Source organism: Pleomorphovibrio marinus (assembly GCF_003347495.1).
In the GTDB taxonomy this organism is placed as follows: domain Bacteria; phylum Bacteroidota; class Bacteroidia; order Cytophagales; family Cyclobacteriaceae; genus Pleomorphovibrio; species Pleomorphovibrio marinus.
In genome coordinates this window covers 333,285-353,732 of the sequence record NZ_QCXY01000003.1, presented here as the reverse complement: position 1 = coordinate 353,732, position 20,448 = coordinate 333,285, and the positions used below count along the sequence as shown (strand labels likewise).

Below are 20,448 nucleotides of genomic sequence, written 5' to 3'. Positions count from 1 at the left end.
TTTACAAATACTTTACTTATTTTGAACAAAATCTTTCCTTCCAATTAAAAAGCGCATACCATCTTAATGCCTTCCTGAAAGGCATTATTGTCATCATATCGATAGCCACCAAAGCTATTTGGTGGGGCTATTGTAAAGGCATGGATTTGCCCCTAGCTTCTCCGATTTCCAGTACCTCTGTCACCACATATTTGCTTGCTCCCCTCCATGGGATGGGGTTGAGATATTCTTTATATCTTAGCTCAACAAATTGCCCTCCGGACCTTTCCAGCATAAGGGCCACAGAGTCACCTAGAGCACTAAAGCGAAATTCGTTACTTTGCAGTGCTCCTGCGGAGGGGCTTTGGAACCCATCCTGAACCAGGCGGCCCTCCCAGGTTTTGAACATAAACCCTTTTTTCTCGAAATAATTGAGGTTCCCTGCCTTTACCCCTTCAGCAAAAACAAAATAATACCTCCACCAGAAAAAGATGGATAATGCAATTACCAATATGATTGAACCTATACCAAGATACTTTTTCATGGAAGATGGATTTAGGTACTAAAGATAAGAAGGAATACCTAAATTTAAATCAACTGCTATACAACATTTTTAGTCAATATACGAACTGTATTATTTGCAAAACGGACTTCCTTAGCTGTACTGATGATGAAGCAAACGGTTAAAATCTTCCTAAAATGTCTAAAATTTTGCCGGACCAAAAATTTAAACAAAGCCTTATTTTATTTTTTAAATCATTTTTTGTCTTTATAGGGAAAAGTATATTTAGGGATGAATAAATTTCTATTTAATAAAAGCGCTTTCTGGTTGATTCTTTTTTTCGCTGTGGCTGTGTTCGGGTTTTGGAAAAGCTATTATTCATTTCCTGAGAGGGACGTTACCTTTTATGAACATTTCCATGGGATCAGTATGACACTGTGGTGCCTAATGCTGATTGCACAGGCATTTTTGATCAGATTGCGGAAATACAAAACCCATAGATGGGTGGGCAGAGGTTCCTTTCTGATTTTCCCGGTTCTGATTCTTTCCACATTTCTGTTGATCCATGCCAGCTTGAGTGTAAATGGGGAGCTCAATACTGCTGTCTTAACTAACCTTGCCTTGATGGCCAATGCCACGGTTGCCTTGATCCTTATTTACGGATTGGGGATTTATTTCAGGAAAGACCGACCTACGCATGCCCGCTATATGGTCTGCACGATTTTTCCTTTATTTACACCGATTACCGATAGGATCATTTACAATTACCTTCGGCCTTTGGTGCAATATGCCCCGAAAATAGCAGGTGATCCAATTGTGCCATTTTATGGGTTTTTGCTAGCAGATCTGATGCTGATTGGCTTGGTGATTTGGGATTGGAGATCCAATAGGCGAAAAGATGTATTCATTACTGTTTTTGTAATCCTGCTGTTTTTTCATATTTCAGTATTTACATTTCACCAGTTCACTTTTTGGGAAAGTTTCGGGAAATGGTTTTTGGAACTTGGGTTGACTTAAAAAAATGAAGCATTTTTTTAAGTCAACCCAAGGGAAAATTTAGTTGTTTTTTAATTGGATTGGTATCTATCCTCCTCCCTTGGTATATTTGGATGGAATCATTTTAATAAGTTAAATGAATCGATAGAAATATGAAGCCCCTATCTCTTACCTGTTCTCTTGTAATTGTTTCTTTTTTTTCTCTTTCTTTTGCGTTTTCCCAACAATCCTATATGGACTGTAGTGCCTGGCTCCGCAATGACACCTTGGTGGTTCAGAATTCCAAGATAAGCTACTCTATGCTTTGGAATGGGGGAGATTTCATCCCTTATTCCATTGTCGATAGAAACGGAGATAAAAGGGTGGTATTCCAGGCAAATGAACCTGGCTTTGAGGCGACAGGTGCCCCATTTAATACCAACAAGACCTTTCATATAGCAGCTGTGGAGCAAAATATCCACTCTCCTGCTCATCTTAGGGTGGAGGTAGAAAATGAGCATGATGCCGGAGTAAATGTACTCCGTGTTTTTAAGGTGTTCCCGGAGACTTCGGCCATTACCATGGAGATTTATTTGAAATATGGGGATTTGGGCAAAGGGAAGGACCCCAATGAGCAAAAACTAGATGGCACAGAAAGTTTTTTTACACAAAATACTCCAGGCAAGGAGCCTTACTTGCAGCAATTCGGATTAAATTATCCACACTGGGACTTCACGGTAGTCCGTTTTAAGGATGTCACAGATGCAAATGACAATTTGGTCCATGAGCAGCAGCTATTGCCCTATGGGGCTGCACAACAACTTCAGGGGAATCTATTGCTAGCAAGGGATGTGATCCATGGGTCCGAATTTTTCCTTTTGAAGGAAGGGCCTAACGGGGAAAGCCAAATCAACTACCCTGGATTTGATTATTCCCTTTCCAAAACCAAGATTGGGATTCCTTTTTCCGGTTTTCCCGCCACCTCGGAGGGAGTGGAATGGGTGAGGGGATATCCTTTAACCATAGGCCTTGCCCAGGGAGATCAGCCAGTCATATGGACCTTGAGGGAGTACTTGAAAAACTCGATTAATTATGACCCGGAGCAATATGAGATGGTAATGATGAACACTTGGGGAGATAGGGGGCAGGACGGGAAAATCAGTGAGAATTTTGTCCTTGCAGAGCTGGATAGGGCCAGGGAATTGGGCATCAGTCATTTCCAGTTGGATGATGGGTGGCAACAGGGCTTATCCAAAAATTCCGCCAGCAGTGAAGGCGTATTATGGGATAGGTGGCTTCCGGAAGACTGGAAACCCAATGAGGTGCGGTTTCCAAACGGCCTGGATAAAGTGATTGAAAAGGCAGGTGATTACGGGATACGGTTGGGGTTGTGGTTTAATCCTTCTATGGCCAATGACTTTGCTGCCTGGGAGGATGATGCGGAAATTATCATCAGCCTGCATAACAGCACGGGTATTCAATATTTTAAAATCGACGGAGTCCAGATTCCCACAAAAAAAGCGGAAGAAAACTTGCACCGGTTTTTTGACAGGGTATTGGAGGAAACAAATAATAAGGTGTTTTTCAACCTTGACCTGACTGCAGGTATTCGGGGGGGATATTTTCTGACCAGGTATGCGGGAAACCTGTTTTTGGAAAACCGCTACACCGATTGGGGAAATTATTATCCTTACAGAACCCTGCGTAACGTCTGGATGCTTGCAAGGTATTTTCCTCCAGAACTGCTACAAGTGGAGTTCCTAAACAAATGGAGGAATAAGGATAAGTTCCCCATGGGTGACCCATTTGCTCCTCATAACTATGATTTTGAGTACGTTTTTGCCACTTCCATGGCCGGACAGCCTTTGGCATGGTTTGAGGCAACAGGCCTGCCGGAGGAGGCCATGCAGGTGGGGGAAGTAATCAGCAATTATAGGGACATACAGGCCGAATTCCATGCAGGTTATATTTTCCCTATCGGTGAAGAGCCCTCTGGGCGATCCTGGACAGGGTTTCATTCAGTGAATCCAGGAAGTAAAGAAGGGTATATTTTGATCTTCCGGGAAGAAAACGATAGGGAGGAAGCCGAGATAGCACTTCCTTGGCTGGAAGTGGGGAACTATGAGTTTATCCCCATATTGGGGGAGGGTCCAGATTTCACGACGCAGGTTGGAACTGATAGAAAGGTGACGTTTTCACTTTCTAGGCAAAATTCATATCAGCTGATGAAATACAAATTGGTTAAGCCCTAACGTATTCTAATAAAAATTCAGTGTGTAAATTTAATCACCTATTTATCAATCAACCCGGTTGCAATTCCACCTTTTTGCCAGCTATGGAGAGATTTTCATTCACATACTGCTCATCCCAGAGATTGGAAATCACTGCTGAAATGTTTGGGTTTTGCAAGGCCCACAAATAGGCTTTTAGGGCAGGCTTCATGTTGCCGGGCACAATTCTATCCACTTTCTGAATGCGCCATTCCGGTATGGGCTGCAATGCTTCGTGATGGGTGGCCACAGCCATGGCGGCCTTCATGGCAATTATTCCCATGCCGCTTTCACTTGCCAATTCTATCTCTCTTTCCATGTATCCGCCATTAAGGACATTGTAGGCTACCATGGCCACTTCGTATTGGCCGGTTTCCCTTGCCGCTCTTAATACCCCAGCCGGATCGTTATGTGTAGAAACACCCAGGAACCGGACTTTTCCGTCTTTTTTGAGTTGCTCGAAAGTAGTGAAGGTATCTTCTATCTCCACTTCCTCCGATGAGCCGGCACCGTGAGGGCACATTAAAATATCAAAGTAGTCGGTTCCCACGCGCCTAAGGCTACCTTCAATGCTATTTAATATAAATTCCTTAAACTTTGGGCTTCCATCTACCTTGTGTGCATAATCACTCGCCATAGCGTTGCTCAGATAGGTGCCGTCGAATGAGTCGGGCTGTCCCGGCCAATAGGTAAAAAAATATCCGGGTTTATCCACTTTGCGGGCTTCGCGCATTTCCTTTGCTTTCTTTTGATAATGTTCCTGTTTGCCGCTGGGTAGACCATCATAGATTTCCCGGTACAGGTTGTTTCTCACATTGGCGAAGCCGCTGACTTTGGTGGTCAAAAAGACCTTTTCGCGTTTGGCATTGCTGTCAAGGATCCGGCCGTAGCTTTCCTCGCATTCACCATTGCCATAGCCGGACGCCATATCCAGGTAGTTCAGTCCGCGCTCCATCGCTATTTCAGTGGCGCGTAGGTTATTAAACCTCACAGGGTCTCCTCCGTTCACGATTTCAGAAATCATCATTCCGGTATCCCCCAATTGCCGATAGGCCATGCCTGCTTGTTTGTTTCGCCATTCTAGTTTGACATTTTTTCTACGTTTTGGGGCCATTGCATCACTTGAATTGGCTTTGCCCAACAGAGGAATGCCCAACCCCAAGGTTGCACCTACTGAAATAAATTTTCTGCGATTGATATTGTGGTTATCCGGCATGGTTGCTCACTTTTATGTCTCCAATATCTCTAAAGTTATGAAAAACAGCGAAAATTTAAAAGTTTGAGGAAAGTAATTTAATCGTTAAAATAATGACCGATAGACAAGTAAAATGCTTGTTAGGTAATTTCTGTTCACTTCCAATCGATATTGAGCAACACATTTATCATATTTATTCCATTGCCACCTCCCTGAAAGCAAAGAAAAAAACCAAGGGGTGTATTGGAAAAATTAGTAATGGATGATTTTGTGTCAAAGGTCAATTTTCCATTTTCAATTTTCCATTTTCCATTCTCCATTCTCCATTCCCTACTTAACCTGACTCATACTCAATCCCCGGATACCAAAACTGAATAAATGGCTGCTTACCGGTTGTATGGGGATTGTCGTGTCCGGATGATATTCATAGTTAAACCCAATGCGGATCTGCCCATTCCCCATCAGTGCCAGTCCTGCACTCAGCCCAAAGGAGGCATTTACCCGATCAATATTAGAAAAGCGGTCTGCAAAACCTTCATTTCCGCTGTAAAGGTTGGGTTGCAAAAAACCGTTGGCAAACCAACCGACTTTAGGGTTGGAGAACCTTTTAAAAAAATGAAATTTCAATGAGAAAGACGCAAGAAGGTTCATGTGGTTCAAACTTTCCGTCGCAGGGTTTAAAGGAACCCGGTCATCTTGTCTTATGGTATATAATTCAGTCCCTATTGCATACCAAAATTCACTTTCTTCATCACTTCTTACCGGCACAAAATACTCTCCGTGAAGGCTCCCAAAAATCAACCTTCGCTCCTCACCCAGGGATAAATTATCGATATCGTGCTTGCATCGGTGGTAATATCCTGCCCTCCAAAAGCCCTTCCCAGTCTTTCGCATGTAAAAAAGCCCTTCACTCCACCAGATCGACCTTGGGTTAAAGTTGATATTGTTAAAGGGGTCAGCTATAAACTCAATGGATGTGGTGATCCCCAAAGTGGCCCTATTGCTAAATCGCATAAGCTCCACAGTTGCACCCAACTCATGAACCCATTCGTGGCTCTCATCCGAACTGGCCAGGTAGTTTCCGAACCCAGCCCATCCGCTTAGGGAGTGTGCAAAGGAAATGCCCGTACCAGGATCGTAGTTGGTGGAATCCGCCAGGGGCACAATCATGGTATTCCGCTCCATCAGCCGCTGGCCATACACCAATTGAGTACCAAGAAGAAACGCCAATAACAGTGAAACTTTCATAGTAGAATTATTTTAAACCTTTATTTAACCTAGGGAAACCAATTCATAAGTAAAAAATAACGAGAAAGTTATGACTATACAAATCTTCTGTGAAGCAAGAAACGGCATTAGCCATTAGGTAAAGATGTAAATCCGATTAGCTCTAAGCAAAAATGGGAATTATGACAGTTTTGTAACCATATCCAAGCAAAAGGATTGGTATGCCAGGTACGAGTAGTGCACCATTTTTGTTAAAAACCATTTTTCAAAACAGAATTGATCCTGAATTATACAAAGGTTTTCATTATCTTTCCAATAATAGCTTTAACAACCTTAAAGGCCTTATGAGTAGAAGAATTAAAATTTTTAAAGAGCAACTGGACTGGGCAGGTAACTTGAAGAGGTTATTGATAGTCCTGATGTTTTTAATTTATTCACTTGCTGCATCTGCACAAAACGGGGATAAAATCCCTGTTTTGATAGTGGACGGGTTCAGCAATCATGACTGGGAACAGACCACTGAGGTGACCAAATGGATCCTGGAGGAAAGTGGGATGTTTAAAGTAGAAGTAAGTACGGTACCTACCGACAGCCTGGAAAGATTGTCTTGGCTCCCGGAGTTTAACAACTATCCGGTAATCATTCAAAACACCAATAATATCAATAACCTCAGCTTAAAGTGGCCAAGGGAGGCAGAGATAGCCCTTGAGAATTATGTGGCCGACGGTGGAGGCTTGTACGTGCTTCATTCCGCCAACAACGCTTTCTCACATTGGAAGGCCTATGATGAGATGATCGGATTGGGATGGCGGTCCTCCTCGGCAGGGACTGCATTAGAAATCGGGTCCGATGAAAGCATCATCGTCCATCCACCTGGGGAAGGTAAGGGGACAGGGCATGGAGACCGGTTTAACGCAGTGGTTGAACTTTACAATAGGCACCCTATTAATTATGGTTTTCCAGATAAGTGGCAAACCGTGAACACGGAAGTGTATTATTACCCACGTGGTCCTGCAAAGAATATAGAAATCCTGTCCTATGCCTATGACAGCACCGGAACCCAGAAGAACTGGCCTGTGGAATGGGTGGTAATTTACGGTAAAGGAAGGGTGTACAACTCCAGTTTGGGACATCTTTGGGAAGGGGAAACCTATCCCCCGGCCTATAGATGTGTAGGATATCAAACCACTGTTATCAGGGTTACCGAATGGTTGGCCACCAGGGATATCAGCTATCCTGTCCCTTTAGATTTCCCCAGGAAGGACTCTCCAAGCTTAAGGCCCGAGGAGGGCTTTGTTAAAAAGGAATGAATGTGAGGCTTACGTTCAAATCGATGTCAAATCATGAAAACCTACAACCTTGGCCTGACTCCTAGTTTGGCTTTCCTTTCCCCCATATACTAAAAATCCCTTTACATCCGGTTTGATCTTTTTAAATTGATCCAAAGATTTAAAAAAATCGGGATGAATGGTTTTACCTGATTTCACCTCTATGGCCAAGAGTTGCTGTCCCCTTTCAATGAGGATGTCCACTTCATTACCGGAAACATCCCTCCAAAAGAAGAGGTCAATTCGGGCACATATTGGATTTCGTCAATAATTACACCATTCTGATAGGTTTCTAAAAAACCCTTAGGGTCTGATTTGGCAAATTCCCTTGCAGAAATATCTTCCAGGTTCACGTATTTGTATTCCGGTTTCAACATTCTACACAAGGTGGTCTTACCAGCTTGCCTGGGACCTGTAATAGCCACGATGGGAAATTTCGACAAAATCTCCTGAATTTTTGATGCGATATCTCTGGCGACAATTATGGTTTATGTAAATTTAGGAATTTGATTCCTAAATTTACATAAATATTAAGTGCAAATTTTACGGGCTCCTGAAAAATCATAATCAGCGAAATATGCTTTTTTCTTAAGCTCGAAGACTCCACTTTCCTATCAATAGGGTTTAAGTGAAGTACGGAAGACGTAGGCCAAAACACGGTCTTGAATGCATACAAAAGATTAAACCCCTCATGGGTATAAAAATCCGCATCCCCCCATCCAATTTCCAGGTAGGTGTAGGATTTGTATTCAGGGTACTCTGCCCAGAGGCTGTCAGGCAAGGCATACGCAGGAACCACAATACCGGTGTGCCAATTGATGCTGCTCACATATATGGTGTGATTATCGGCTGGTCTCTTTTCATTTTGAGCCATTGATCCAGCCCAAAAGAACTTATATACCCATATAAGCGACCCTAGTTTTACCATGCCGATAGTTTTTCGAAGACCCATAGCTTCAAATAATTACTTACCAAAATGTGAAATCCCACCAAAAATGTTCCAATTGAGGTTTTACTGGGGTCATTGTACAAAGAGTTCCACCATTTATATTTAAGAAGTCGAAATTTATTCTGGGACCGCCGTCACCAACTTCCATTATGCCTCCGCGGCAAAGCACCAGCCATTTCTTTTGATATGTAATATACCGTATACGATAAATTTCTTACATTGATTGTTTACTAAGAAGCTAGGTAGTAATTGTTCTGGAACATTCTTCGGGATAAATGGCAATTAGGGGATTTTACTGATTTTCTGGACGATCATTTTTTCGGAATTGGTTAAATTTAGGAAATGTTGCATAAAGAGACTGAGCAATTAATTCAGTTGAAGAGTTCATAAATGAATAGCATAAAGAAGGTTGTTTTAACTATAAAAAACATGTCAAGAATACTTAAAATTACACCGATTTTCGTTTTGTCAGTTTTTGCTATTTTATTTTTAATGGCTTGCCCGGAAAAGCAACTTGATAAGAAAGCTCAGCATCTAAACGTACTATTTATCGCCGTTGATGACCTGAGGCCTGAACTTAGCTTCTATGGAGCAAACCAAATCCAATCACCCCATCTCGATAAATTGGCGGGGCAAAGCCTTGTTTTCAACCGTGCATATTGCAATGTGCCTGTATGTGGGGCCTCAAGAGCAACACTACTAACAGGCGCACGGCCTACCCGTAGCAGGTATCTTGATTTCAATACTTTAAAAGACGAGGACAATCCAGATGTTTTGTCTCTGCCAATGATTTTTAAAAACAATGGGTATACCACCATCTCCAACGGAAAGGTTTACCATCACGCAAAAGACGATTCTCTGGCCTGGGACGAAATATGGCAACCGGCGGGAAAATACATCTATGCTACGGAAGAATACCGGAAGATACGGGCAAATACCTATCGGGGCATGCCCATGGAAAATGCCGATGTACCTGATTCCGCCTACCAGGATGGAAAACTGGCCTTGAAAGCCATAAATGATCTGAGAAAACTAAAAGATGGAAATAAACCGTTTTTTTTAGCTTTGGGTTTTTACAAACCTCATCTTCCTTTTACAGCTCCCAGAAAATACTGGGACAAATACAAACGTGAAGAAATATCCCTTCCCGAAAATTACCAGCAGCCGGAAACTACTCCCCGCAAAGCATATCACAATTATGGAGAGCTTAGAAACTATGAGACCATACCTAAAGAAGGGCATTTAGAAGATGGCCTGGCAAAGGAGTTGATTCATGGATATTATGCCTGTGTCAGCTATATCGATTCACAAATCGGCTTGGTGCTGGAAGAACTCGACCAATTGGGGTTGGCCGAGAATACAATCGTCGTACTTTGGGGGGATCATGGGTGGAATTTGGGTGACCATATGCTTTGGTGCAAACACGCCAATTTCAATTCATCCTTACAAGTACCGATGACCATCAAAGTCCCGGGTAAAACCAAAGGTCAGCGGACTGATTACATCACAGAAACGATAGACATTTATCCCAGTCTTTGTGAGCTGACCGGAATTGAAAAACCCGATCACCTGGAAGGTGAAAGCGTTATCCCACTGATAGAAAATGGGAAACGGGAAAAAGATTATGCTGTTTCCAAGTTTTTTGATGGAGTGACGCTTATCAAAGGATCACTATTTTATACGGAATGGACAAACGATGAGGGTGAGCCTTATGAAAGAATGCTTTTCGATCACAAAACCGACCCCCTTGAATTGTATAACCTGGCAGAAAAAGAGGTATATCGGTCCCGGGTGAATGAATTATCCATTGAACTGAAAGAGAAATGGGGTAAAGATTTCTTTTAATAAAACATTGATTAGTATGTTGAGGAAAAGTATAAACGTCATCTTTCTTCTTTTAGTCTTGCCTTTAGCGCTTGTAGCCCAACAGCCTGAGCGTCCGTATATTTGGGTGAGCCCAGATGAAAGGCCCGCCATTCTGGAAAAAATCGAGAAACAGGCCTGGGCTGGAAAAATTTACAAGGATTTTATGAGCCAAGTGGATCAGGAAATCAAAGCACATCAAACCGATCCGTTGCTATTTCTTCAAAACCTACCATTTAATTGGGATAGTAAAAAACCAAATCACTACCCGCCTTTCTACCTCACCTTTCACATCGAAAACGGGAAGCATAAAAACCTAGACAATGCCACCGAGGAAGAAATGGCCAATGCCAGAACATTGATTCGCTACTTGCAAACGGGCATCGATTGTGGCATGGCCTATTTCCTGACGCAGGATGAAAAATACGCCCAATGCGCCACGGATATCCTTTATTCCTTTGTAAAAGGTGTGCTTCAGTCGGAAGTTTCAGAGTGGAGAGGAAGGGGAGGTTGGCTTTTTCCGGATGATGGTTTCCGGGAGGTTAGAGAAATTGGCTATAAGGTACCGTTGATTTATGATTTTATCGCTGATTTTATTCAAAAGGGAGGAAGGCCCTATGACCTGCTAAAAAAAGGAAAAACCGATTTCCCCATAGACAAAGCCCAGGAGGTTTTCCGCACCTATGCCAACATCACCATTAATTATGGCGGGATCGGTTCAAATCACCCCATATTAGAGGCACCCAACTTGGTGTACAATGCCTTGGCGATAGAGGACGAAAAAGAACGTGAAAAATTGCTTTCTTATTTCCTCACCGAGAGCACGGATCACCAGGATGCCCTCAATGTGATGGCTGCCATATACAAAGAGAAGGGAGTCCTCTGGCCCGAAACCTCCCAATACCTGAATGCAGCAGCATCCATATTAACAAGACTGATGTTGGTGGTCAATAGATATGATCCCGGGCTTAGGCTAGGGGATAAGTACGCAAACGTATTATTCTCCTTACCGGCACTGGATTACCTTGTCTACCCAAACCATCAGCTTATCCGGTGGGGGGATGGTAAACGCACAGGTACCCCCCCATATAGCAGTTATGAAGAAGCTTTCCTGCTAGGGGAGATGGATGGTGTAATGGAAATCACTAATGAATTCGGCCCCCTGCTTAACAGGGCCATTAACCAGGGAAAATACAAAAGGTCGGGGATGCTGGCTGTGCTTTGGTATGAAAGAGAATTTATAGGCGAGGAGGCAGCCTTTGAGCTTCCCAGAACCGACAAGGTGGACCATGCAGGCATCTACCTTCAACGTAATTTAAGCCCTTCCCAAAATCCCAGGGATGCCTTAATGGCTTTCGTTGGAGGTGCACACATGGTTCATGGCCATGCAGAAGGAATGAACATAGAACTATACGGTAAAGGGGAAATACTGGGGGTAGATAATGGAAGGGGACGATACCAACAGGATATACATGAAAATTATTCCCGACTTTTTGCGGCCCACAATACGGTAATTGTGAATGGAAACTCCCAGAGTGATGAAGGTTGGGTAAACTTGGGCATCAATACCGTTCAGCTGTTAGCCATGGAGCCCATGCCAAAAGAAGAGGCTCTTTCACCATACCATTCTTTTTCAACGACCAGTTTTGTGGATGACAAGGGGGAGCAGGCGGAGGCTTATCAGGAACGCACACTGGCACTGATTCGGACCTCTGAAACTACAGGATACTACGTGGATATTTTCCGGTCAAAGTCCAAATTGCCCGATCAATACCATGATTATTTGTACCATAATATTGGAGACAGGTTAGCATTGCTGAATGGTGATATCAACTTTAAGCCTACTCCTGAAAGATACATGGCCAATGCGGACTTGCCATGGGTACAAAACCAAACCTACCGCCACCCTGGGTGGCATTTTTTTGACGAAGTACAATCGACTGGAAACTATACCAAAGAGGTACGGGTAAGGTTTCAGGCCGAAAAATTTGAAGAGCCGATCTTTATGGACTTACACATTCCGGGTGATGCCAACCGGCAGTACACAAAGGTGCTTGCCCCACCTACTTTTGAATCCCCTATACCTTACGAAAGTGAACCCACACCAACGTTGGTCATTCGTCAAATGGGAGAGGCCTGGGATCAACCGTTTGTGGTGGTATTCGAGCCCTTTGATGGAGACAAGGACAACCATTCCATAAAATCTGTAGAAAAACTGGAACAGGGAGGGGTTTTTAAAGGGTTACGGGTGCAAAGTGAGGTGGCTGGAAACATGCGGGTACAATACATTATCGCTCAGGCTAGGAACGAAGCATATATCGATAAAAAACTTGGGATTTCCTTTAAGGGGTCATTTGCCGTGATCACCGAAAATTCTAATGGAAAGCTCCAAAATGTATATATCGGTGAAGGGGAGGAGCTCAAGTATGGTGAAATCATTTTGAAACCGGATAATCAAAAAAAATCCATGTATAAGGAATTTTGATTCTGTATATTAGTAACGTATAGGGATAAAATGATAGAGGGTATGGCTATAGCCAATGGCGGAGATTGGCACACAATAACCTTCAAAGCAGGGGCCAAATTGGGGGGAACCATTCCTCAAGAACACGGATAAATGGCTGCCAATTCAATTCGAATGCGGCTTCAGCCCATTCCATTATAATGAAGATGTAAGATGGGACCGGCTTTAGCCGAATTTTTAACCTTGGCTGTTAGAGGTTTGAGAATAGATGGATATATAACGAAATTCCAACAATACTTCCTTATGAGGCACTTTTCTGATTTGTTCTTTTCTCTAGGCTTGTCCCTGTTACAATACCATAATTTCACCCTTCTTACTAATTCCTCGGAGGGAGGTCACGATTTGAAGGGTATTTCCAAAGGAATCTGGTCAAGCTAGGCAAAAGCCATAGCCACTCTATCGATATGCCAACTGATGCTGCACAAATAAATGATATGATTATCGGCTTGTCTCTATTCGTTTTTTTTCTAAAAATTATTGGGAATTGGGTTTTTTTCCCTATAATTATGTGGTATTTAATAGCATAGCCCAAATAACCATTATGAGTCAAATTCCGAAATCGAATGGTAAGATCAGTGCCGAGTTGCTCTGGGAATCGCTTAAATCAGGGGATAAAGATGCGCTGGAGCAACTCTACAGGAGATTTATCAAGGAATTGTTTAGGCTGGGTATATCCATCACCGGAGATGCCGATTTTGTACAGGATTGCATACAGGAGCTTTTTATTGACTTATGGAAATACAGGGCAAACATGAAGTCCACCGATAACGTCAAGCTATATCTTTTTAGGTCCCTTTCCAACAAAATCAACAAGGAGAGGAGGAAGGCCTTAAGGTGGAGTGAGCGGCAGCAGCATGTCTCGGAAAGATATCCACGTTTTCTTGAAAGTGTGGAAACCAAACTCGTAAATTCCCAGCGTGAAGCATTACTCCAAAAGAAATTGGCCAAAGCCATGAACGATCTGCCCACTAGGCAAAACGAAGTCATCCAGTACCTGTTTTTTGAGAACCTATCCTATGAGGATACTGCTAAATTGATGGGCATCAACCTCCGCTCTGTTTATACCTTGGCCTGGAAGGCACTTTCCGCATTGAAAAAGGCCGTTTTGTGGTTTGCCTTTCCCTTAGTGCATTACCTGTCCTAGTTTGCCCTTATCGGTTAGAAGGAAGTTTTTTTATTTTTTTTAAATGCAAAGGATAACTTTTAAAAGTTCTTGGCTTAGATAAGTGAAAGACTTCCATTTTATGAGTAAAACCGAATACACTGTTGAAGATTTTATGTTGGACCCGGAGTTCCGAAACTGGGTGCTTTCCCCCGACGAGGAGGCAAAGGCCTATTGGGAGGCTTTCCTAGTTGAACATCCGGAGAAATACAAGGAGGTGGAATTGGCCCGCAGGACCTTACTTAACCTTTCCAGAAGTGTAACTGAGGTAAGTGAACATAGGATAGAACTTACCTGGACCGCAATTAATAAGGGAGTTGAGGAAGCAGGTGACGATAATGCAGAAAGAAGGGTGGTGCCCTTAAGCGCTGAAACTACCCTTAAGCGTTTTGCAGATCGGCCGTTTATAAGGTCTTATCGGCCCAATCTCCAGTTTTACAGGGTGGCGGCAATATTGGCAATAGCATTTTCCCTTGGCGTTTTGTTCAGCTTGACCCACCAAGAAGCGGAGCTTGCCCCCATTGAAATTCCTTTGGTATATGAGGAGCACGAGGCTCCTCCCGGCGTGAAGTCCAACCTTACCTTGCAGGATGGCTCCAAAGTGATACTCAACTCAGGTAGTACCTTACGGTATGTTAAAAATTTTGAAGCGGAAAGACGGGAGCTGTTCCTCACCGGTGAGGCTTACTTTGAGGTAGCCAAGGACAGTTTGAGACCTTTTACGGTGAGGACGGGCCCAGTTTCTACCACTGCCTTGGGTACCTCCTTTAATATCAGTGCCTACGAAAACGAAAGTCATGATGTGTCCCTTCTTTCAGGAAGGGTCAACGTGGTATTGGGATTTGAACAGCCTTATCAAATTGATTTGCATCCCGGAGAGGCCTTGAATGTAGAAGTGGGGGAGGGGTCACATAAGAAACAAAGGTTCAGGGAAGAGAAAGTATTGGCCTGGACAAAAAAGACCATCCTGTTTGAGCAGACGCCTATGGAGGAAGCCATTAGGGTGCTGGAAAACTGGTACGGGGTAAAGATAGAAGTGCTAAACCGGCCAGGTAAGGGAGTGCTCCTATCCGGGAAGTTTGTGGACCAGACGCTGAGAGGCGTCCTAGAAGGATTGAGTTATTCTGCCCGCTTTGATTTTCAAGTGGATAAGGACCGGGTTACTTTAAGATTTGACACCTCATCATAATTAACGTTTTGCCTATGTAGTAATCATTTAGAAAATTGAAATAAGGCCATGGATGCGCTAACACCCATGGCCAGTAAGTTCCGGCTACAGAGACGGCCATCTCTATTCCGGTGAAAGTCTGTTTAAACAATTGGCATAGCCTAAACAAACCATTCAAAGATATGAAAAAATCAATACTAAAGCATGTTATAAACATGACCAAGTTATTCTCCATAGCATTCCTTTTCCAATGCATAACCATGAGTTTCTTATTAGCATGGAATGGAAGTGCCCAAGTTAAAAATATCGAGGAAGTGACGGTTTCTCTTTCCTTGGAGGATGTTAAAATCAAGAGCGTATTTCGGGAATTGGAAAAAAGTACTGGGTATAATTTTGTGTTTACCAACAAAGAGCTGAAGGACATTCCCAATGTAGAGGTTCACTCGGATAACCATTCACTGTATAATGTTCTATTGAGCTTGGCAAAACAGACCAACCTTAGCTTTAAGCAGGTGGATTATAATATTCATGTGAAGAAATCAAAAATGAATACTTCCGTATCTATTGCAGAAAAGGAAGAAGAGATTACGATAACCGGAGTGGTAACAGATGAAAACGGGGAGCCTATGCCGGGAGCAGCCGTTTCGATAGTAGGAACTACACAAGGTACAGTGACTGATTTGGATGGGAACTATACCATTACTGCAGATGACGAGGCTACTTTGGTTTTTTCCTATATCGGGTATCAAACCGTGAGGATCCAAGTGAGTAACAGAAGCCAAATAGATGTGGTTTTAGAGCCAGATTTGGCTTCGCTAGAGGAGGTGATGGTGGTAGGCTATGGTACCCAGCAGAAAAGAGATGTTACAGGGGCAGTCGGTCAAGTGAAAGGAGATGAGCTCCGAAATTTACCTGTGGCAGGGATCGACCGGGCTTTGCAAGGAAGGGCTGCTGGGGTAAGCATTGCAGCCAATAGTGGTTCTCCAGGCTCTGGAACTACGGTAAGGATAAGGGGTACCAGTTCCATTTATGGTAATAATGACCCCTTATATGTTGTGGATGGCGTGCCCTTGGGGGAAAACGTGGGAGGCATCGAACAAATCGTCAACCCGACTGATGTAGAGAGTATTGAGGTATTAAAGGATGCCTCAGCAGCGGCAATCTATGGATCTCGTGGTGCCAATGGGGTAGTTTTGATTACTACTAGAAAAGGAGTCTCTGGGGCTCCCAAGATATTTTTTAACTCCTATTACGGAGTAAAAAATGCTTGGAATAGACCTGAGCTGGCGGATGCCACTGAATTTGCAAGAGTTCATCTCCTAGCCCATCAAAATGGTGGTTCTTCACCCATTTCTGCCATTGCAAATGCAAATCCGGAATCCTGGGGTACAGGGACGGATTGGTGGAGTGAAATTAATCAAACGGGAGTCATTCAAAATCATGACTTTTCGATGATGGGAGGAACGGATAGGCTAAGGTATTCCACTAGTCTGGCCTATTTTTCGGATAAAGGCTATATCCAAACCTCTGAGTTTGACAGGCTCACTTTCCGAATCAATACGGAGTATGATCTTTCAAAGAGAATAAAGTTCGGTAGCAACCTATCCTTGATACACAACAGCCGACGTGGGATTAATGAAAACGATGGCGAAGGAAGCGGGGTTATAGCGTCAGTGTATCAACTGGACCCCATAACTCCAGTATATAAGACCCAAACCCAACTCGAACAAGAGGCTATTACTGAAGGAATTGACATAAATAACCCCTATAATATTTATGCACAATCTCTCTTTACCAACAGGAACAACCTAGTGGGCAGATTGTCGCGAAATAATGGCACAAACTCAGAAATGAGAATGCTGGGAAATGTATATGCAGAGGTTCAAATATTAGACGGATTATCATTTAGAAGTGATTTGGGACTTCATTTAAGATACAATGATTTCAGAAGTTTCGGCCCACAGTATTGGATCGGACCGAATGATCGCTTAGACGAAAGCGTGGTAAATAGGTCTTATACGAGAAACCTTGATGTGGTTTTTGCCAATACGTTAAACTATCAGAAATCCTTTGATAGGCATACCATCGGTGCAGTGGCAGGAATTACATCAGAGCAATTTTTCTTTGAGACAATGTCCGGCCAGAGGTTCGATACACCGACGAATGATGAATCCCTTTGGTACCTGAATGCGGGAGCCATATTGGGTAATGTTACGGGAAGTGCCGCCAAAAACACTTTATTGTCCTATTTGGGCAGGGTAAATTATGCCTTTGATGACAAATACCTTTTGACGGTTAGTCTTAGGGCCGATGGCTCTTCCAGGTTTGCGGAGGAAAATCGATGGGGGTATTTTCCATCTTTGTCAGCTGGGTGGAGAGTTTCTGATGAAACCTTTTTTGAACCATTGACAAGGAACGTATTCAGCGAATTTAAAATTCGAGGAGGTTGGGGTCAGATTGGAAATCAAAGGATTGTCAATAATGCCTTCATAAATCTCCTAACAGGGAATGACAGGGACAGGTACGCCTTCGGACCCGATGAAACCTTGTATCCTGCCTTGAGGCCGAATAATGTTGGGAACCCAATGATCCAATGGGAAACCGTTGAGCAATTGAACATTGGTTTTGATGCAGCCATGTTGGACGGAAAACTCACATTGACGGCCGATTATTTCGTTAAGGACACCAAGGACAACCTGTTGTTGCTTCCACAGCCATTATACGCAGGCAACCTAACTCCTTGGGCAAATGCGGGTCAAATCCGAAACAGTGGTTTGGAACTGGCCTTGGGGTACAGAAACTATGACCGTGCAGTAAAATACAGTATTAATGGAAATATAAGTTTTCTTGACAATCAAGTCATAAGTCTGGCTTCGGGGGAGCCAATTTCAGGTGGGAATACTAGGGCTGGAGCATCGAGTAGAACAGCTGTAGGCCAACCTATTGGAGCATTTTATGGTTGGGTGACAGATGGTATTTTTCAAAATGAGGAAGAGGTGGCGTCCGGCAACCAGCCGAATGCCAGACCTGGGGATTTCAGGTTCAAGGACCTCAATGGAGATGGGCAGATTACCGATGATGACAGAACCTTCATAGGGAACCCGCACCCTACGATGACTTTTGGAACAAATATACTTTTAGAATACAAAAATTTTGATCTTAACCTGTTTTTCCAAGGCCAGTCAGGAAATGATGTTTTTATGTATGAGAAGTATTTCAGTTGGGTAGGAGATGGATCGTATAATACCATTCAAGGTCTGGAAAACATGGCCTGGAGTGGAGAAGGCACATCAAATACGCAGCCGATTATCTCCTCAAGTACAGCGAACAACAATTTCAGGGTTTCTGATTGGTACCTTTCAGATGGTTCGTATGTAAGGCTAAAAAACCTGCAACTTGGATATAGACTTCCTTCGGTAATATTCGAAAAGTATGGGGTGTCCGGGATCAAAATATGGGTAGGTGGGGAGAACTTGCTGACCTTTACAAATTTTGAAGGATTGGATCCCGAAGTTGGTGTTAACCATGGGACCTTGAGTGCAGGAATGAACCAATATGTTTATCCTGTTGCAAGAACCTATATGGCTGGTTTAATGGTTAATTTCTGATCAATTTTAAAACGACAAAATCATGAAATCGATTAAAAAAATATATAAGTTGTTGATAGTTAGTTTTCTATTATGTACTGTAAGCTGCGATGATGACTTTCTTGATGTTCCTCCTTTAGGACTCGTAAGTGACGCGAATTTTGATCCGGTGATGGCTGTCACCTCCTGTTACAATATTATGGGCAACTACGATAACAGATGGTCAGATTGGCGAATCCTAATTCTGGGCGACGCACTTTCTGATGATGCATGGAAGGGTGGGAGTTCGCAAACGGATCAAATTGACATCTATCAGATGAATATTTTTGCCACTATACCAAGCAACGTCATCCCTAGGGATGTGTGGTCCATGTATTACAGGAGGATTTTCCGGTTTAATTGGGCCATTGTTAACCTGCAGGGACTGGATCAGGAAATAGCACTTAATAGAAGGTTGTTGGGCGAGGTAAAGTTTCTTCGGGCTATGCACTACTTTTGGTTAGTAAGGTCTTTTGGAGATGTTCCTTTGGTGGAGGAGCCATTATCTTCAGATCAGCATAATAAAGTCAGGGAGTCTGAGATTAACCTTTATGAATTTATCGAAAGAGAATTGTTAGAGGCCATAGACCTTCTTCCAACTAAAAGCGAATACCAACTAAGGGATTTGGGAAGGGCAACAGAAGGAAGTGCCCGAGGACTGCTTTCAAAAGTGTATTTATACCAAGAAAAATGGTCGGAGGCATTGGACCAAGCTGGGTTGATTATCAATTCGGGGGACTACCAGTTGGAAACTGATTTTGGCAATATTTTTTCAAGAGAGGCTCAACATGGTCCGGAATCGTTGTTTGAAATAACCTTCGCTGAGAATGATCAACTCTCCAACCCCACTTATCACGCCATCGCCCAAAGGTCAAGGAACGTATTTGGAGGATGGGGATTGAATTGTCCTACAAAAGACTTGTTAGATGCTTTTGAACCCGGTGATCCTAGAACTATCCATACCATAACTTTCCATGGAGATATTACAGAAGGTCAGACCCATGATCATTCAGGGTATGATAATCCTGATCAGATGCACAATATGAAAGCATTTAAGCCGGTGTCTCTTCAGGGTAATTCCGCAAATGATGGAGAGAATTTTAGGGTGATGAGATATGCTGAAATACTGTTGATTTATGCTGAAGCAGCCAATGAATTAGGACAATCCGGTGAAGCGCTTGAAAAATTAAATTTAGTAAGGGAAAGAGCAAGAAATTCAAGCAGGACTGACAGGTATAGGACTTTTATAAACTTTGAACTTGCTGAACCCGAAAATGTCTTGCCTGAAATTACGGAAACAGGGCAAACTGAATTGAGGGAGATCATCTGGCAGGAGAGAAGGGTGGAACTTGCTCTGGAAGGGGATAGATTTTACGATTTGGTAAGACAAGGAAGGGCAGGAGATGTCCTGCGGTCATTTTCTCAACAATACAATGCTGATAAAGGGTCAAATTTCCAAGATGGTATCCACGAGAGGTTTCCCGTGCCCCAAGATGAAATTGACCGGACCAACGGTCTGATCATTCAGAATAATGGGTATTGATTACAGGTTAACATCGGGGTAGAATGGTTTAAGTTCTACCCCACCATTTTTTATAAGAATCAGGTCTGTCTAGGATTTGTATGGTAAATCATTTTATCCATGTTCTGCTATCTCGGTTTTAGTTAACTCTATTAAAT

General features: G+C 43.0%; 15 protein-coding genes. 9 read left to right on the top strand and 6 right to left on the bottom strand.

Annotated features, from left to right (window positions below):
- Nucleotides 1-127: 127 nt before the first annotated feature.
- Nucleotides 128-523 (bottom strand): hypothetical protein, encoded by a 396-nt coding sequence (locus DB520_RS10625; protein WP_114749694.1) that lies wholly within the window; start codon nucleotides 521-523, stop codon nucleotides 128-130.
- 249 nt (nucleotides 524-772) lie between these two features.
- Here DB520_RS10625 and DB520_RS10620 point away from each other — a divergent pair, with 249 nt between their 5' ends.
- Nucleotides 773-1,498, top strand: a complete 726-nt coding sequence (locus DB520_RS10620; protein ID WP_114749693.1) for a hypothetical protein — start codon at nucleotides 773-775, stop codon at nucleotides 1,496-1,498.
- Between the two features lie 131 nt (nucleotides 1,499-1,629).
- The gene (locus tag DB520_RS10615) at nucleotides 1,630-3,708 is read left to right on the top strand and encodes an alpha-galactosidase (protein ID WP_114749692.1); all 2,079 of its coding nucleotides are present in this window, start codon (nucleotides 1,630-1,632) and stop codon (nucleotides 3,706-3,708) included.
- Nucleotides 3,709-3,757: 49 nt separating this feature from the next.
- Here DB520_RS10615 and DB520_RS10610 read toward each other — a convergent pair whose 3' ends face one another.
- Together DB520_RS10610 and DB520_RS10605 are read right to left on the bottom strand one after the other, a co-directional pair.
- Nucleotides 3,758-4,942 carry an aldo/keto reductase gene (locus DB520_RS10610; RefSeq protein WP_114749691.1) on the bottom strand — a complete coding sequence of 395 codons (1,185 nt, stop codon included), beginning with the start codon at nucleotides 4,940-4,942 and terminating at the stop codon, nucleotides 3,758-3,760.
- Between the two features lie 309 nt (nucleotides 4,943-5,251).
- Nucleotides 5,252-6,169 carry a hypothetical protein gene (locus DB520_RS10605; RefSeq protein ID WP_157972024.1) on the bottom strand — a complete coding sequence of 306 codons (918 nt, stop codon included), beginning with the start codon at nucleotides 6,167-6,169 and terminating at the stop codon, nucleotides 5,252-5,254.
- Between the two features lie 323 nt (nucleotides 6,170-6,492).
- On the opposite strand from DB520_RS10605, the gene DB520_RS10600 reads away from it, so the two are divergent.
- On the top strand, nucleotides 6,493-7,458 hold the full coding sequence (locus tag DB520_RS10600; protein WP_157972023.1) for a ThuA domain-containing protein: 966 nt from the start codon (nucleotides 6,493-6,495) through the stop codon (nucleotides 7,456-7,458).
- Between the two features lie 15 nt (nucleotides 7,459-7,473).
- On the opposite strand, the gene DB520_RS27635 is transcribed toward DB520_RS10600, so the two are convergent.
- The 3 genes from DB520_RS27635 to DB520_RS10590 are packed head-to-tail and all read right to left on the bottom strand — an operon-like array spanning nucleotide 7,474 to nucleotide 8,404.
- Entirely contained in the window at nucleotides 7,474-7,680 is a 207-nt protein-coding gene (locus tag DB520_RS27635; protein WP_394340934.1) for a hypothetical protein, read from the bottom strand.
- Nucleotides 7,638-7,919, bottom strand: a complete 282-nt coding sequence (locus tag DB520_RS10595; protein ID WP_157972022.1) for an AAA family ATPase — start codon at nucleotides 7,917-7,919, stop codon at nucleotides 7,638-7,640. The genes DB520_RS27635 and DB520_RS10595 overlap by 43 nt, the downstream gene beginning before the upstream one ends.
- 38 nt (nucleotides 7,920-7,957) lie before the next feature.
- Entirely contained in the window at nucleotides 7,958-8,404 is a 447-nt protein-coding gene (locus DB520_RS10590; protein ID WP_198675293.1) for a DUF2459 domain-containing protein, read from the bottom strand.
- Between the two features lie 450 nt (nucleotides 8,405-8,854).
- On the opposite strand from DB520_RS10590, the gene DB520_RS10585 reads away from it, so the two are divergent.
- The 6 genes from DB520_RS10585 (at nucleotide 8,855) to DB520_RS10555 (ending at nucleotide 20,311) form a co-directional block, all read left to right on the top strand.
- Nucleotides 8,855-10,270, top strand: a complete 1,416-nt coding sequence (locus DB520_RS10585) for a sulfatase (protein ID WP_232834915.1) — start codon at nucleotides 8,855-8,857, stop codon at nucleotides 10,268-10,270.
- 16 nt (nucleotides 10,271-10,286) lie between these two features.
- Nucleotides 10,287-12,773: a heparinase II/III domain-containing protein gene (locus DB520_RS10580; RefSeq protein ID WP_114749685.1), complete on the top strand. Its 2,487-nt coding sequence runs from the start codon at nucleotides 10,287-10,289 to the stop codon at nucleotides 12,771-12,773.
- A 580-nt stretch (nucleotides 12,774-13,353) separates the two neighbouring features.
- Nucleotides 13,354-13,956 (top strand): RNA polymerase sigma factor, encoded by a 603-nt coding sequence (locus DB520_RS10570; protein ID WP_114749878.1) that lies wholly within the window; start codon nucleotides 13,354-13,356, stop codon nucleotides 13,954-13,956.
- Nucleotides 13,957-14,056: 100 nt separating this feature from the next.
- The gene (locus DB520_RS10565; protein ID WP_114749683.1) at nucleotides 14,057-15,163 is read left to right on the top strand and encodes a FecR family protein; all 1,107 of its coding nucleotides are present in this window, start codon (nucleotides 14,057-14,059) and stop codon (nucleotides 15,161-15,163) included.
- A 239-nt stretch (nucleotides 15,164-15,402) separates the two neighbouring features.
- Entirely contained in the window at nucleotides 15,403-18,750 is a 3,348-nt protein-coding gene (locus DB520_RS10560) for a SusC/RagA family TonB-linked outer membrane protein (protein ID WP_157972020.1), read from the top strand.
- Nucleotides 18,751-18,772: 22 nt separating this feature from the next.
- Nucleotides 18,773-20,311: a RagB/SusD family nutrient uptake outer membrane protein gene (locus tag DB520_RS10555; RefSeq protein ID WP_114749681.1), complete on the top strand. Its 1,539-nt coding sequence runs from the start codon at nucleotides 18,773-18,775 to the stop codon at nucleotides 20,309-20,311.
- Nucleotides 20,312-20,448 lie beyond the last annotated feature (137 nt).

Coding starts and splice junctions, on each gene's coding strand:
- DB520_RS10600 (WP_157972023.1), top strand. CDS start 6,493: ATGAGTAGAAGAATTAAAATTTTTAAAGAGCAACTGGACTGGGCAGGT.
- DB520_RS10570 (WP_114749878.1), top strand. CDS start 13,354: ATGAGTCAAATTCCGAAATCGAATGGTAAGATCAGTGCCGAGTTGCTC.
- DB520_RS10605 (WP_157972024.1), bottom strand. CDS start 6,169: ATGAAAGTTTCACTGTTATTGGCGTTTCTTCTTGGTACTCAATTGGTG.
- DB520_RS10625 (WP_114749694.1), bottom strand. CDS start 523: ATGAAAAAGTATCTTGGTATAGGTTCAATCATATTGGTAATTGCATTA.
- DB520_RS10620 (WP_114749693.1), top strand. CDS start 773: ATGAATAAATTTCTATTTAATAAAAGCGCTTTCTGGTTGATTCTTTTT.
- DB520_RS10560 (WP_157972020.1), top strand. CDS start 15,403: ATGAGTTTCTTATTAGCATGGAATGGAAGTGCCCAAGTTAAAAATATC.
- DB520_RS10580 (WP_114749685.1), top strand. CDS start 10,287: ATGTTGAGGAAAAGTATAAACGTCATCTTTCTTCTTTTAGTCTTGCCT.
- DB520_RS10615 (WP_114749692.1), top strand. CDS start 1,630: ATGAAGCCCCTATCTCTTACCTGTTCTCTTGTAATTGTTTCTTTTTTT.
- DB520_RS10585 (WP_232834915.1), top strand. CDS start 8,855: ATGTCAAGAATACTTAAAATTACACCGATTTTCGTTTTGTCAGTTTTT.
- DB520_RS10555 (WP_114749681.1), top strand. CDS start 18,773: ATGAAATCGATTAAAAAAATATATAAGTTGTTGATAGTTAGTTTTCTA.
- DB520_RS10590 (WP_198675293.1), bottom strand. CDS start 8,404: ATGGTAAAACTAGGGTCGCTTATATGGGTATATAAGTTCTTTTGGGCT.
- DB520_RS10565 (WP_114749683.1), top strand. CDS start 14,057: ATGAGTAAAACCGAATACACTGTTGAAGATTTTATGTTGGACCCGGAG.
- DB520_RS10610 (WP_114749691.1), bottom strand. CDS start 4,942: ATGCCGGATAACCACAATATCAATCGCAGAAAATTTATTTCAGTAGGT.